Source organism: Phaeobacter italicus, from assembly GCF_001258055.1.
Classification (GTDB): domain Bacteria; phylum Pseudomonadota; class Alphaproteobacteria; order Rhodobacterales; family Rhodobacteraceae; genus Phaeobacter; species Phaeobacter italicus.
The window spans coordinates 192,674-207,259 of sequence record NZ_CVRM01000011.1; the positions used below are offsets into that span (position 1 = coordinate 192,674).

General features: G+C 60.7%; 12 protein-coding genes. 2 read left to right on the forward strand and 10 right to left on the reverse strand.

Annotated elements, in window-relative coordinates; genetic code table 11:
• Positions 1–28: 28 nt before the first annotated feature.
• From NIT7645_RS04205 to NIT7645_RS04250, 10 genes are all read right to left on the reverse strand, one after another.
• Entirely contained in the window at positions 29–982 is a 954-nt protein-coding gene (locus tag NIT7645_RS04205) for an isopenicillin N synthase family dioxygenase (protein ID WP_008562826.1), read from the reverse strand.
• Between the two features lie 249 nt (positions 983–1,231).
• Positions 1,232–2,743 carry a replicative DNA helicase gene (locus tag NIT7645_RS04210; RefSeq protein WP_008563008.1) on the reverse strand — a complete coding sequence of 504 codons (1,512 nt, stop codon included), beginning with the start codon at positions 2,741–2,743 and terminating at the stop codon, positions 1,232–1,234.
• Positions 2,744–3,154: 411 nt separating this feature from the next.
• Positions 3,155–3,835 carry an orotate phosphoribosyltransferase gene (locus NIT7645_RS04215; RefSeq protein WP_037302886.1) on the reverse strand — a complete coding sequence of 227 codons (681 nt, stop codon included), beginning with the start codon at positions 3,833–3,835 and terminating at the stop codon, positions 3,155–3,157.
• Positions 3,836–3,910: 75 nt separating this feature from the next.
• Positions 3,911–4,951 carry a dihydroorotase gene (pyrC, locus tag NIT7645_RS04220; protein WP_008562654.1) on the reverse strand — a complete coding sequence of 347 codons (1,041 nt, stop codon included), beginning with the start codon at positions 4,949–4,951 and terminating at the stop codon, positions 3,911–3,913.
• Between the two features lie 81 nt (positions 4,952–5,032).
• Positions 5,033–5,992 (reverse strand): hypothetical protein, encoded by a 960-nt coding sequence (locus NIT7645_RS04225; protein WP_008559883.1) that lies wholly within the window; start codon positions 5,990–5,992, stop codon positions 5,033–5,035.
• A gap of 160 nt (positions 5,993–6,152) precedes the next feature.
• Positions 6,153–7,226, reverse strand: coding sequence for a glycosyltransferase family 2 protein (locus NIT7645_RS04230; protein ID WP_008559951.1), 1,074 nt, complete (start codon positions 7,224–7,226; stop codon positions 6,153–6,155).
• Between the two features lie 4 nt (positions 7,227–7,230).
• Complete coding sequence (locus tag NIT7645_RS04235) at positions 7,231–7,962, reverse strand: FkbM family methyltransferase (protein ID WP_008561782.1); 732 nt, start codon at positions 7,960–7,962, stop codon at positions 7,231–7,233.
• A 3-nt stretch (positions 7,963–7,965) separates the two neighbouring features.
• Positions 7,966–10,368 carry a glycosyltransferase family 2 protein gene (locus tag NIT7645_RS04240; RefSeq protein WP_008563233.1) on the reverse strand — a complete coding sequence of 801 codons (2,403 nt, stop codon included), beginning with the start codon at positions 10,366–10,368 and terminating at the stop codon, positions 7,966–7,968.
• Positions 10,368–10,997, reverse strand: coding sequence for a sulfotransferase (locus NIT7645_RS04245; protein WP_008559487.1), 630 nt, complete (start codon positions 10,995–10,997; stop codon positions 10,368–10,370). Before NIT7645_RS04245 ends, NIT7645_RS04240 begins: the two co-directional genes overlap by 1 nt.
• Positions 10,994–12,025 (reverse strand): glycosyltransferase family 2 protein, encoded by a 1,032-nt coding sequence (locus NIT7645_RS04250; protein ID WP_008562423.1) that lies wholly within the window; start codon positions 12,023–12,025, stop codon positions 10,994–10,996. Before NIT7645_RS04250 ends, NIT7645_RS04245 begins: the two co-directional genes overlap by 4 nt.
• A gap of 387 nt (positions 12,026–12,412) precedes the next feature.
• Here NIT7645_RS04250 and NIT7645_RS04255 point away from each other — a divergent pair, with 387 nt between their 5' ends.
• Both NIT7645_RS04255 and NIT7645_RS04260 read left to right on the forward strand, forming a co-directional pair.
• Complete coding sequence (locus NIT7645_RS04255; RefSeq protein WP_050673666.1) at positions 12,413–13,318, forward strand: AAA family ATPase; 906 nt, start codon at positions 12,413–12,415, stop codon at positions 13,316–13,318.
• The gene (locus NIT7645_RS04260; protein WP_008560860.1) at positions 13,318–14,586 is read left to right on the forward strand and encodes a vWA domain-containing protein; all 1,269 of its coding nucleotides are present in this window, start codon (positions 13,318–13,320) and stop codon (positions 14,584–14,586) included. The genes NIT7645_RS04255 and NIT7645_RS04260 overlap by 1 nt, the downstream gene beginning before the upstream one ends.

Below are 14,586 nucleotides of genomic sequence, written 5' to 3' on the forward strand. Positions count from 1 at the left end.
GGTGTTCATGACATGCAGGCGGCGAGGGTCAAGTGGAATTCACCTCATCGCGCTCCTGCTGGTGCACCTCATAGGCCGCTTCCAGCTCAGCGCGCAGGAAATCGGCGAAACGGATCGGGGCAAACTGCGCCTCTCCGGTGCCGGGGAGCGGAGCGATCTGCGTGTTCACATGCGGATCAAAGAAAAACGGGATGGAGTGGCGCTCTCGTCCGGAGCGGTTGATGACACGGTGGGGCGTGGACAAGAGCCGCCCGTTGCTCATCCGGTGCAGCATATCGCCGACATTCACCACCAATGTGCCAGCCTTGTAGGGCGCATCGACCCAGTGACCTGCGGGCGTGCGAACCTGCAGCCCGCCGACCTGATCCTGCGCCAGCAGGGTCAGACATCCGAAATCCGTATGCGGTGCCGAGCCGTAAAGGTCATCGGGGCTGCGTTCCGGTTGGGGCGGATAGTGCAAAAGCCGAAGCCAGATGGTCGGCGTGTCAAAGGCATCCATGATGCTGTGGTCGCGCACCTCAGCCGCCAAGAGCGCAACGCGCATCAGGCGGCGACCAAGGCGGGTCATGGCTTGGGCATAAGCCTCGAGCACTGGGCGAAACCCGTCGAGATCCGGCCATTGGTTCGGCCCGCTCAGATAGACCGCTGGATCCTCGATCGCATCTTCACGCATCATCATGAAGCTGGCGGACTGATTGGGTTTCGTCACATCCGCAAGGGTCGAGTTCACGTCAGTCGAGGTGTTGATCGGGATGTAGCCACGATGGGTCTTGTTGACGGCGACGGCCATCTTCTTGTCCATCGGCATTGCGTGAAACTGGCGCGCTGCGTCGAACATCGCATCAATCAGCGTCTGTGGAACGCCGTGGTCGCTGATGTAGCCAAAGCCGGTGGTGCCGTAGGCCTCACGAAACGCAGACGCAAGCTCTGCGTCGCTGCGCGCACCCAGTGAAAGGACCGGGATTTCAGTAAATTCTGTCAAGGAACTGCCTTTTGCTTTGAGGGAAGGAGAGGGGGCGCTATTGCCCCTCGCTAACCCGCAAAGCGTTTCCGGCGATGACCGAAATGCCGTTCCAGAATGACACGGCGATTTTTATGTGACCGTTGCAAGCACATGAAAGAAAAAGGCCGCGTGGACGAGATTCTGTCAAGCCAGAAGAGCAGCCCAATCCGAACTCGTGGTCGGTTGGGCTGCGCCGGTTGGACTGCACTGTGTGTGCCAATGGCACGATCAATACTCTGGGGCGTGTTCCTGCTGCCAGGCCTTGGCCAGGTTGCCAAAGCGGGTGAACTGCGCCTCAAAGGACAGCTCCACCGTGCCGATGGGACCGTGACGCTGTTTGCCGACAATAACTTCGGCCTTGGCGTGCAGTCGCTCCATCGCCTGCTTCCATTCTTCCATCTTGTCCAGCTCGTGATCGCCCGGCTTTTCCCGTTCCTTGTAGTATTCTTCACGGAACACGAACATGACGACGTCGGCATCCTGTTCGATCGAGCCCGATTCACGCAGGTCAGACAGCTGCGGGCGTTTATCTTCCCGGCTTTCCACCTGACGCGACAGCTGCGACAGCGCGATCACCGGGATGTTCAGCTCCTTGGCGATGGCTTTCATCCCCATGGAGATTTCTGCAATCTCGTTCACCCGGTTGTCAGACATACCACGGCACAGCTGCAAATAGTCGATCACCAGAAGATCTAGCCCATGCGTCCGCTTCAGACGTCGTGCGCGGGCCGCCAGCTGCGAGATCGGGATGGCAGGCGTGTCGTCGATAAACAGCGGGCAACTTTCGAGATCCTTTGCCGCCTGCACAAAGCGGCGGAACTCTTCCTCTGTCATGTCACCCTGACGGATCTTGTGAGAGGAGATCTCGGAGGCTTCCGCCAAAATACGGCCCGCCAGCTGTTCTGCCGACATTTCGAGCGAGAAGAAGCCGACCACGCCACCATCAACGGCGCCCTCGCTGCCATCCTGCTTCACGCCCCGTTTGTAGGCCTTTGCCACGTTGAAGGCGATGTTGGTTGCCAGCGAGGTTTTCCCCATCGAAGGACGGCCCGCAAGGATCAAAAGGTCCGATGGGTGCAGGCCACCAAGTTGTTTGTCGAGGTCGGCAAGGCCGGTGGAAATCCCCGCCATGCCGCCGCCGCGCTGATAGGCCTCATTGGTGACGTTGACCGCCTCGGTTACGGCCTTGAGGAAGGATTTGAAGCCGCTTTCCGTCTGGCCCTGTTCTGCCAGCTGGTAAAGCGATTGTTCCGCCTCGACGATCTGTTCCTTTGGCTCGGACGCGACATCGACGCGGCGCGCCTTGTCTGCGATGCTGCGTCCCAGGGCAATCAGCTCGCGCCGGATCGCCAGATCATAGATCATCTGTGCATAGTCCCGCACCGCAAAGGCGGAGATCGACGCGCCAGCGAGCTTTGCCAGATAGGCCGGACCGCCCAGTTCCTTGAGCCCTTCGTCGTCCTCCATGAACGCCTTGAGGGTCACGGGAGAGGCGAGCGCGTTCTTGGAAATGCGAGCGGCCGCGATTTCATAGATTCTGGCGTGGACCGGATCGTAGAAATGCGCCGAGTTGATGATAGAGGCCACCCGGTCGTAGATATCGTTGTTGGTCAGGATCGCGCCCAGAAGCTGCTGTTCGGCCTCAACAGAGTGGGGCAGGATGCTGGCATCATCTTCTGCGGCGTCTTCGCCCTTGGGGGCGGCGGGCAGATTGGGGTCAAAAGGCGTGATGTCGTTCATTGCGGCTCTCGTTGTTGGACCCGATTTATAGAGGATCAGGCCCCGGTCTGGCTATCTGGAAAACCCTGTGGGTTTTGTGTGGGTAAGGTGCCTTTGACCTGTGCGCAACCCTATGAATAACTCGGGGGCGGCCCTGTGGGGCATCTGTGGAAAACCTTCTGCGGGCTGCTCATCCACGCAAATCTGTCCGCGCGCAGGATTGCCGTGCCTTGGTGCTCCGTCGGTGCGGGCGATCAGCATCTAGCGAGAGGTGCCGCCATCAGCGCCGATATGTGGTGACAAAGGTGTCTGCGCCTTGGCCTGCATCCAGGGCGCAGCGGGTTGGCTCAATGAATACGGGCGACACAGGTGTTGCGCCGCCCGTCTGTCACTGAACCTGATGAGGCGGCCACGCCGGGCCGCCTGGGTGCATCAGGCGGATTTATGCGCATCCTGCCAGGCGCGCGGATCGTTCAGGAATTTCTCGACCTCATTCAGCGTCTCTTCGCTAAAGCTCTTCTGTGCCTTGGCTTCGGCCAGAACATCCCACCAGGTGCACAGATAGTGCAGCTCCACACCGTGGTCGCCCAGGCGTTTGGTGGTTTCGGGGAAGATGTCGTAATAGAAAATCACTGCAGTATGGCCGCAGTCTGCGCCGGTTTCACGGATCGCATCGACAAAGGACAGTTTAGAGCCGCCATCGGTGGTCATGTCCTCGACCAGCAGCACGCGTTGGCCTTCGCTCATCACCCCTTCGATGCGCGCATTGCGGCCATAGCCTTTGGGTTTTTTGCGCACATAGGTCATCGGCAGCGCCATCCGCTCGGCGACCAGCGCACCAAAGGGAATGCCTGCCGTTTCACCGCCTGCGATATTGTCAAACGCTTCAAAACCCGCATTGCGCATCACGGTCACGGTCAGGAAATCCATCAGCGTGGTACGGATGCGAGGAAAGGAGATCAGCTTGCGGCAGTCGATGTAGCTCGGTGAGGGCAGACCCGATGCGAGCGTATAGGGCGTTTCCGTGTTGAAGTTCACGGCACCGATTTCCAGCAGCATACGCGCCGAAAGACGCGCAATCTCTTCGCGGGAGGGGTAGGAGGTAGGGATCATGGGCTCATCCTTTGGGGCAGCGCGGGCCGCCGGTGGCATCGGCCTCCGGCGGGGATAATTTTGGCAGGTGGTAGATCAGGCGACTTTCCAGAACACGTCAAAGCCGGGGTCGAACACCGTGACAGGGCCGTCTTTGGTTTCGATCTTCTGGGGGAAGGCAACGGGCGTGGCCTGTTTTTCCAGCGTCAGGCTTTCGTTGTTGACTGGCAGGCGGTAGAAGGCCGGGCCGTTTTCAGAGGCAAAGCCTGCCAGTTTGTCGAGCGCGTTTTCTTCTTCGAACACATGGGCGAGCAACGGCATTGTGTTGGGTGCCGTAAAGCAGCCGGCACAGCCGCATTCGCTGAGCTTGTTGGGGTCGGTGTGCGGGGCAGAGTCGGTGCCGAGGAAATAGCGCCTGTCGCCTGAGGTGGCGGCGGCTCGCAACGCCATACGGTGTTCTTCGCGTTTGGCCACGGGCAGGCAATAGTAGTGGGGTTTGATGCCACCAACCAGGATGTGGTTGCGGTTGATGATCAGGTGGTGCGTGGTGATCGTCGCACCCAGATCCTTGTCTTGGCTTGCCACATAATCGACTGCGTTTTTGGTGGTGATATGTTCCATCACCACGCGCAGGCCGGGGGTTGAGCGGCGGATCGGGTCCAGCACACGGTCAATGAAAACGGCTTCGCGGTCGAAGATGTCGATGTCGTGGTCTGTCACCTCGCCATGGGTGCACAGTGGCAGGCCGATCTCTGCCATCTTGTCCAGAACCGGGCGCACCTTGTCGAAGTCACGCACACCAGAGGCCGAGTTGGTGGTGGCCCCCGCCGGGTACAGTTTGACTGCCTTCACCAGGCCCGATGCATGGGCTGCCGCCAGATCCTCGGGATCGGTATCTTCGGTGAGGTAGAGCGTCATCAACGGCTCAAAGGTCATCCCCTCGGGCAGGGCGGCCAGGATCCGGTCGCGATATGCTGCCGCATCTGCACCTTTCACCACCGGGGGCACCAGGTTTGGCATGATGATCGCACGGGCAAAATCACGGGCAGTTTCGGGCAGGACGGCCTGCAGCATGGCGCCGTCGCGCAGGTGCAGGTGCCAGTCATCGGGGCGGGGGATGGTGAGCTGAACGGTCATGGCGCTCGCGTAGCACAAGGTTGCCCATGAGGGAAGCGAGGCTTTTGACGCAGCGTTTGCTGCGGGCTCAGTAAACGCGGCTCATCGGCTTGGCGGCAGTCTGAATTCGCCCGCTTCGGCACGTTTTTCCAGGTTCTGCAGGCGACGGCGGAACCTGGGTGCCCGCATTCTTTGGGCCACGTTGCGACACAGAAGCGTGACCAGATAGGGCCTGTCATCCTGATCAAGCCGCGCCATCACGTTGCGCAGGTAGGCCGCATTGTTGCGCCGCGCGCGGTAAAGCTGAAAGAACCGACGCTTGGTGAGCTTGCCTGCCCCGGCGAGGGCGATGGTGTTGTAGAGGATCTCCATCTCGATCAGGCGGGTTTGCACCGTGCCACCGAGATTTGGCAGCGCCAGCCGGGTTACATTCTTGCGCGCAAAAAGCGCTGCGTGCATGGCGTCGAGGTGCTGGTGTGGATCATAAAGGACAAACCCCTCCTGCGCTGCATCCATCATGTCTGGCGCATAGCCATAGCGGCTGGTGAAATCGAGGCGACGTTCTTCGCTAAAGCGCTCGTCCCAGCCCGCGATTGCCGGATCCAACGTGGCCTGAGGCTGGATCGCAACAACCGTCGCACCAGGTGCAGCAACCGAAAAGGCGGCCGCCGCATAACCGCAGGGGCCAGCGCCGTAGAATACGACCTTGTCGAATTCCTCGAAAAAGCCGTCGTCGATCAGCTGGTCGAAAAATCCAAAGATGCGTTCGTTGCGAAACCAGGTGTCCCCGTTGGAGACAAGGCACAGATGCGACCAGCCGAGGTTCTTGACCAGATCAAAGCCCAAAGGCTGTGCCACGTCAGAGAGGTTGTGAATGCCCTGGATCGTTTCAAAGCTGACCAGGAGCGTGTTTCCCTGATCAATGAACGTGGCGAAATGGCGATTTCCCAGCGGCTGATACATGCCGTTTTCTTCGGCCAGCGCAGCCATGCGGGCCTGCCACTGGACGGGTTTCAGCCCGGACAGATCCTCGTCCAGCGTGTCCATCGTATCCTGCTGCATTGCCTTGTCCTTTTGCCCTGCACGGAAGGGGGCCGCGCATGGATGGGTTTCGCCGTTCATTTCTAAGGGCGAAATAAGGCTAAAATTGGAAATTGTAAGGCCGCTTTGCAGGCCTCCGGTGCCGGGGAGCAGCACTGCGCGCCCGTCGGGCGGGGGGACCTCAGCCGTCTGCGCTGTCCTGAGGGTCGGGGCCAGCCTGGCGGGCCAGGGCGGCAAATCCTGCCAATGTCTGGGCAGTGGTTGGGCTGATCAGACGCGAGGGTGGCGTCATCATGAGGCGCGAAAACAAGGTCCGGTACTGGTCTTGCTGCATCAGCTGACGAAATCGGCCATGGCGCCAGTCGACCGCGCGGGCGTGCAGCTTGGCGAGCTTGCCATCGGCAAACAGCAGATCACTGATGGCCCGGCGTGCTGGTGCATAGCGGCTGATGCTGTTGTCCTCGTCCGTGTTGAAATTGCGCTCGACCCAGTAATCCATGCCAAGTTGGTCACTGCTGTGAACGGCACGGCCACGATCCGCCTTGAGCACATAACTTTCCATCGCGCCAAGCGGATAGTGGTTGAGTTGCACCAGATCAAAGTTGGCTTGCCCGTAGTTGGAAAACACCCGCTGCGTCTTGAAACTGCTGTCGAGTTCGCGGCCCGAGCCGTCAAACCAGCGATAGCTGTCAAGCGCGGCCTCGTCGGCGGGGCTGCGGGGGCGGTGCACACCGGTTTTGCGATAGGTGCCGTTGTTGCGATAAAGCGTCTTGAACATCGCAGCCCGCCACGGCCAGTGGATCACCTCCGGAGCACAGCGTAAAAACTGCTCGGTCACGGGGCGGTCTTCGTAGCGGATGGTGTCCCCATTGCCGAACAGACGCCAGGTCAATGTCACGGAATCTGCATCCGGCAGGGCCTCCAACAGGTCGCTGATCTGCCCGTTGCCCGTGTGGATGTTGACGAACTCATCGATGTCCAGCGCAAGGACCCAGTCTGCCTTGCGGGTCAGCCGGTGCTTGTCTGCCTTTTTCAGAGCCGCGAACTGGATCCCGCTCTTGTCATAGGGGGGATCGTTCCGCAGGTGGGTGATATGGCCCAGGTCTTCCAGACGGTCGAGCATCCGGTCGCTGCCATCCTGGCAATCATTGGACAGCACCAGAATATCGCTAAAGCCGACGGCCTTGTGGTGGGCGATCCATTCCAGCAGAAACGCGCCTTCGTTGCGTTGGGTCAGAATGGCGAGGCTGCGCATCGGATCACCAATCAGAGCGGAAGACCGCTACCTTGCCATGCGACCAGCGCGGATAGAACACCAACCCGGCAGCATCCAGACAGGCAAACAGCCGTCGGATGCCCTCTTTGCCAATCCACTGAGGGTGGGTTTCGATCAGAACCGCGCGCAAGCCGCTCAGATCCATCTGTGGCAATAGATCCGCCTCGGCGCCTTCGATATCGCAGATCAGAACGCTGGGCTTCAGGTCGGCAATCACCGCATTCATGTCGAGCGCCGGAACCTCGACCTCCTCCTGATGCGGCTCATCCTCCATCGCAGAGAGCGAGGATGCGAGAAAATTCTCCCGCACATAAAAGGTCTGCTTGCCCGCTTTGGGGGCCAGAACAGCGTGGGTCAGATAGGCATTGGTGACGCCATTGGCTGCATGAACGCGCTGGATGTAGGGGATGAGGTGGGGGTTTGCCTCGTAGGAATGGACAGATGCAGCTTCTGTCTTGGTGGCGACCAGGGTGGACATGAAGCCGATGCCACCACCAAGCTCCATCACCACATCACCCGGTTTGATGAGCTGCTGAGCGGCCTGTGCCTCCTTAGCCTCGTAGGTGCCCGCTCGCAGCATCTTGCGCACCCGTGGCGGCACGATGTCCGGCGCCCAGGGAAAGCGCATGCCAAGACATTTGAGATGCTTTTCAGCAGCGCCGGACTGGCCTTTTTTCTGCCGCTCGGATGACGTCTCGATTTCTGCCTCAGCCATGTCTCAGCTCTCCATATCCAGGGCCAACGCATAGGCGACCCGCTCATCTGCTCGCAGCTTGACCTTGAGAGCCTGACAGAACAGCTCTTCGAATTCTGGGGTCTTGTGCAGCTCTGCGACCTTTGCACGATGCCAGTTCAGACCGTCCTCATGCAGATTGCGCAGGATATCATCCTGCATCAAGCGGTCATATTCCGCGCGAAGCCGCGGCAGGTTGCGTTTGATGGTCAGATCCTTGTGGTCGTTCCAATCCATCCGGATCCAGTAGTTTAGCCCGATCGAGCGGTCCACATGCAGCGCGCGGCCGCGCTGGCGTTTGATCAGAAAACTCTCTGCCGACCGCAGCGCATAGTGATTGAGCTGGATCAGGTCATAGCCGATGCTGCGCCGGGAGTTGCGCCAGCCATTGTCCACGGCCTCCTCGGTCATGTCCTGACCTGAACCATTGACCCATTTTACGGCGCCACGCTGATCTTCCAGCAGCTTGTTGGGCCGGTGGCAGCTGATCTTCTGATAGGCGCCAATGTTGCGGAACATGGTTTTGAACCCCCAGACCGTGTGTGGCTTGGGGCAGAATTTGGGCGCGCAGCTGTCGAATTGGTCGATCACGAAATCATCGCGCAGCGTGGTCTGGTCGTTGTGACCAAACAGCCGCCAGGTCATAGCAATATTGCTGGCATCTGGCACTGCGGCAAACAGATCGGGCAGGGTGCCGTTGCCGCAGCGAATATTCATGAACTCATCCACGTCAATGTGAATGACCCAGTCTGCATTGCGGATCAGCGGTTCTTTCAGCGATTGGTTCAGGGCAAATTGCTGCGGAGAATTGCCGCGCCAGTCGTCATTGTTGCGATGCTGCACAACGCCCATGTCCTGCAAGCGATCAAGGATCTCGCTGGTGCCGTCCTCACAGCCGTTGGTGTAAATCAGAAAGTTGTCCACACCAATCGCGCGGTGATAGGCGACCCATTCAACGATATAGGGCGCTTCGTTCTTCATGCAGCCGACAATTACGGCGCCTGTGCTGCCCTCAGGCAGCGCGCGGGGGCTCAGCGGGGCAAAGGGCGGGCGCTCAACAGTTTCATCCAGCTGACCCATCGTATTGTGGGGCGCAAGTGGTGATTGACGCAGCTTGTCCAGGTTGGCGAGTGCCTGTGGCGGCAAGAGGTCCCTTGCACCGTCTGACAGCGGGGCGAGGCGCTGGGCGGCTGTGGCGGGTTTGGCTTTTGCGGTCGCGGGCGTCTTCACAGGGGCAAGTCCCCGCGCGTCGCGCGCTTCGGCACTGGCTTTTTCAAGGCGGGGCAGGGCTGCAAGCAGGGCGTGACTTGCGCGATACCCCTCTTCGGCGTCTGCCTCTGTCCAGCTGAGGGGGCCATCTGCATCCATAGTGTCCGCAAAGCCCAACAGCAGCGCGGGGCGCAATCCGGGATGAGCCTGCACAAGGGCGCGGTTCTGATCTGCAAAATGACGGTCAAGCGCAGACAGATCTGCCGCAGAAGGGCCGTTGCCTGCAAGTGCCTGATCCGCCAGCACAGTGCGCCAGGTTGCGCGCGGGACAATCATATCCGGTCTGGCCTGCAGCAACTGCAGGATGCGCTGGTTCAATCGCCGCCACCGCGTCAGCGTGGCCCAGGAGGGAACATCTGGCTGCACTGCCTTGCCTGCGCGACCAAGAGGCATCGTTAGGTCAAAACACGCCGCCAGATGATCGGTTGCCGAACGATCGTAGATCTGCGCGGCGTCATGGCTGAAAAGCCGCACGGCATCTGCCCCAAATACCGCCGCCCAGGCCTGTTCCATCGCATGGTAGTCAAGCCAGAATGGCGCAATCTGGGTGGCCTCAAACAGCCCGGCCCGCGGATTCACCTTGCGGCTGGACATATCGTCAATGCAGGACTGCCACCAACCCGCACCCGTCTCCAAAAGCGCCAGATCACGGTCCAGTCCGACTGCGCGCCCCTCCTGCAATTGGGCCGCATAGGTGCGCAGCACGCCTTCAGAGGCGCTGGGGACAATTGCGGTGATGCGGATGTCGTCCCCAAACTGGCGCAGAAACTCGAACAGACGCTCAATCTCTGTAGGGCGGTGCAGTTGACTGGCCAGCTGGGCCGCAGACAGGATCAGGCGCTGAGGCCGGGCAGCGTCTATCTCCCGCGACAGATCATCTTTCAGCGCAGCCCGCAGCGCGGCCTGGGTGTCGCCGTCGCGAAACCCGCGATTGTACCGTAGCGGGTCAATGTGGTCGGGGTCGGTAGTGGCCATGAACAAGCGGGTGTGATTGCGCCTGCCGGGGGCACGGGGAAATAGAACGCCCCCTTTCAGCAGAAGGTCTCGCCGGTCTGCCAGCATCCGCTGGAAACGCCCCGCGCCAAGGTGGTCAGGCCCGATATGAAGATCGATGCGCATCAGCTGTGGCCCTCTGCCTTGCGGTTGACATTGGCCTTGCCCCACCACGGCAGATCCCGGCCCACATGGGCGGCGACCTGCGATTGGGCGTCGGGGGCGCTGACGTCGACTTCTAGGTAGGCAGGATCATCGCGGAACCAATGCGCAAGCGCCTCGTAATGGCCCTCAATCCAGCGCTGCTGCTGTTCCTCTGACTTGCCATAGCCAATGGGCAGGCCGGGCACGGTGCTGGCGGGCAGACGACGGCTGCCGAGGTTGTTCCAGCGCATGATCGACTTGGAATGGGCAACAGGATCGCGGCGCGTTGCGATGAACCTGACGTCGGGATGGCAGGCACGGATGGCTTGCAGCATGGCAAAGTCGAACTGCGGCCAGACCGAGAACTTGCCGTGAATAAAGGAGATTTCTGCAAGCGCATTGTACTCCCGCATCAGCGCCATCGGATCTCCGTGATCGTAGAGCCCGCGATAAAGCAGACCGCCAACAAAAATGCGCCGCTTGCCCGGCGTGTCTTCTTCACGGGCGCGCAAGCGGTGATCGGCCACGCGATAACCCGCCGCCTCCAGTGCCTTGCCAAGTGTCGTGGTGCCGGATTTCGGCAGGCCAAGGTTGATGACCTTCAGGCTCATGTCGTGGCCTCCAGTTCCTTGATCAGGGCGCATTCCGCAGCGGGCATGGCGGGGGTGTCCAGCAGCGACTGGCGCAGGCTGCGGTACGCGGGCATCTGCATCAATTCGGCACAGCGCGCCCGGTGGCGATCCACACAGAGGTGGTGCAGCCGGGCGATCTCTGGATCCGCCATCAGATCTGCAAGCGCGTCTGTCAGGGCAGGCAGATGCCGTTGGATAGAGCGGTCCTGCCAGGCCGGATCATTGCGCGCCTGCCAGTAGCCAAGATCAAAATCACGATGCTCGCGGTTCACGTCACCCCGATCGTTTTTGACCAGATAGCTGTCGAGAGACCGCAGCGCATAATGGTTCAGTGTCGCAAGACGACGCGCACCCCGTGCTGGAAATTTGCGGATCCAGTCCTGTGAGGACGTCATCAGGAAACGATGTGGCACCCCGCGACCGGATCCATCGGCCCAGCGGGGGCGCTCGGACTTGGCAAGTTTGGCCGAAAAGAACGGACGATGCGCGCCGTAGTACTGCAGCGGAAAATCCTTGCGCACGAGGGTTTTGACCTCGATTGCGGTCTGTCCGTTCCACAGATCCGGAGTGTGAGAGCGATCAAACTGCGCAATCACGGGCCTGTCTTCAAACCTTTGGATGCTGCAGTTGGCAAAGAACTGGAAGGTGACAGAGATCGCCTGCACGTCTCCTGCGGCTTCGATCAGGGCGGCAAAGCTATGATCGCCCACATGAATGTTCACGAACTCGTCCACATCCGCAATCCAGACCCAATCAGCACCTTCCACAACCGGCTGATGGCGGGCGTGTTTCAGCGCCTCCATCTGATAGTTGCGCCCCTCCGCCGGGTTGGGAAGATGCTGCACCAGTCCGCGCTCTGCGAGCGCCGTCAAAAGAAGGTCGGTCCCGTCACTGCAATCGTTGGAATAAAACAGAAAATCGCTAACCCCGAGGAGGCGATGATAGGCGATCCATTCCAACAGGAAGGGGCCTTCGTTCTTGACACATGTCACTGCGGCGATGCGCATGCTCTCTCCTGCTCGCGACCGGTTTTTCCGGGTCTGCCTGCCGATGACATCCCGCCCAGGTCTGGACCGCAGCGGCGAGCGGGGCTCTCCTGTGGCGGGCGTCAGGTGGCGAAGACGTTGCATTTCAGTTGCTTGCCCCCGTCATCGCATCGGCATGGTCAGGGGTCAATGCAACCTCGGTCTGCTGCATTCGGTTGGCCTGCTGGTGTTGCCTATTGGACCAAAGTGGCAGGCGCAAACGCTTGACCGGTGGGTGGTGGCATGGCCCACTGCCATCAAACGTGGAGGAGAGCACAGATGACGCAGGGCCGCGCTGCCAGCGGGCAGTCAGAAACCGGGGTGGGTGGATCAACGGATCTGCCCGGGTCAATTGATGCGGTCGAACAGATGCTGGCTGCGCAGGGCTATGTTGCAGACCGGGGGCTCGCCACTGTGGTGTTCCTGTCTCTCAAACTCGGCCGTCCCCTGTTTCTGGAGGGCGAGGCGGGCGTCGGCAAAACAGAGATTGCCAAAACTCTCGCCACGGCTTTGGGTCGCCGTCTGATCCGGTTGCAATGCTACGAGGGGCTGGATGCGGCAAGCGCTGTGTACGAGTGGAATTTCGCCGCTCAGATGATCGCGATCCGCACCGCCGAGGCAAGCAACACAGGCGCGGACCGCGATGCATTGCAGGCGGAACTCTTTGGCGATGATTATCTCATCCGCCGCCCTCTGTTGGAGGCAATGCAACCCGACCCGCGCGGCGCGCCCGTGCTGCTGATTGACGAGCTGGACCGCACGGATGAACCCTTCGAGGCGTTCCTTCTTGAGGCGCTGTCTGATTTTCAGGTGACGATCCCCGAACTTGGCACCGTCAAGGCCCCAGAGCCCCCCATCGTGATCGTAACATCCAACCGCACCCGCGAGGTGCACGACGCCCTGAAACGGCGCTGTCTTTATCATTGGGTGGATTATCCGGATTTTGACCGTGAAATGCAGATCCTGACCGCCCGCGCCCCGGATCTGGCGCCCCGCCTCTCGCAGGAGGTGGTGGCCTTTGTGCAGGCGTTGCGCACCGAAGATCTGTTCAAACATCCCGGTATCGCAGAAACCATAGATTGGGCGAACTGCTTGCTGGCCCTTGATGTGATTGACCTTTCGCCCGAAGTGATTGCCGACACTCTTGGCGCGATTCTGAAATATCAGGATGATATCACCCGGCTGCAGGGCTCCGAAGCCAAACGCATCCTCGATCAGGCTCGCGCCAATATCAACGAGGCGAGCGTGGATCCGTCTCGCCAAGATCGGACCTGATGCCCGAGTATCCGCCGCTCCCCCTGCCAGAGAACCCACGCCTGGCACAGAACATTACCCATTTTGCGCGGGCTTTGCGCAGGGCGGGCCTGCCGATCAGCCCCGGCCGCGTCAGCGAGGCGGTCGCGGCTGTTGCCGCTGCGGGCTTTACCTCCCGGCAGGATTTTTACTGGACCTTGCATGCCTGTTTTGTGTCAAAACCGGAACATAGGACCGTCTTTGCGCAGATCTTCCGTCTTTACTGGCGTGATCCCCGGTTTCTTGAACATATGATGGCGGCGATGCTGCCTGCGATCCGCGGCACGCAGGAAGAAAAGCCAGCGAAACCAGCGCAGAAACGCGCGGCTGAGGCGCTGCTAGATGGGGCTGGCGCGCCGGATCTGCCAGACACTGAACAGCCGGAACCGCCCGCGCAGCTGGACTTGAATGCCGAATTGACCATGTCCAGCGAGGAACGGCTGCGCCAGCTGGATTTCGAACAGATGAGCACCGCTGAAATCGCAGACGCCAAACGCATGCTGGCGAAGATGCAGCTGCCGATCCGTCCGATCCGCTCGCGGCGTCTGGTGCCGTCAGGGCAGGGCCGCCGGATCAATTGGCGTCGCACCATGCAGGCGGCGGCGCGCAAGGGGGGCGAAATCACCACATTGGCGCGCGCCGATCAGCGCCTGCGCTGGCCAAATCTGGTGGTTATCTGCGATATCTCCGGCTCGATGAGCCAATATTCCCGGCTGATCCTGCATTTCCTGCATGCGGTGGCCAATCGCAAAGGGCCGGGCTGGGCGCGGGTGCATGGGTTCACCTTTGGCACGCGGCTCACCAACATTACCCGTCACCTGGCAGAGCGCGATGTGGACGCAGCGCTCGCCGCCGCAGGGGCCGAGGCCCAGGACTGGGAGGGCGGCACCCGGATCGGGGCTTGCCTGCATGACTTCAACCGCGACTGGTCCCGCAGGGTGATGGGGCAGGGGGCCGTTGTCCTGCTGATTACGGACGGGTTGGACCGGGACGATCCTGACCAGCTCAGCGCTGAAATGCAGCGCCTGCACCTCTCGTCAAGGCGGCTGATCTGGCTCAATCCATTGCTACGCTTTGACGGCTTTGCGCCCAAGGCGCGCGGCATTCAGGCGATGCTGCCGCATGTCGACAGCTTTCGCGCAGGCCATTCGATTGCAGCTCTGGATGATCTGGCGGCCGCCCTCAGTGACGAGGGCGACACCGGGGAAAAGCAGCGCCTGCTGTCCATGCTGGCAGCAGACGCTGATTAG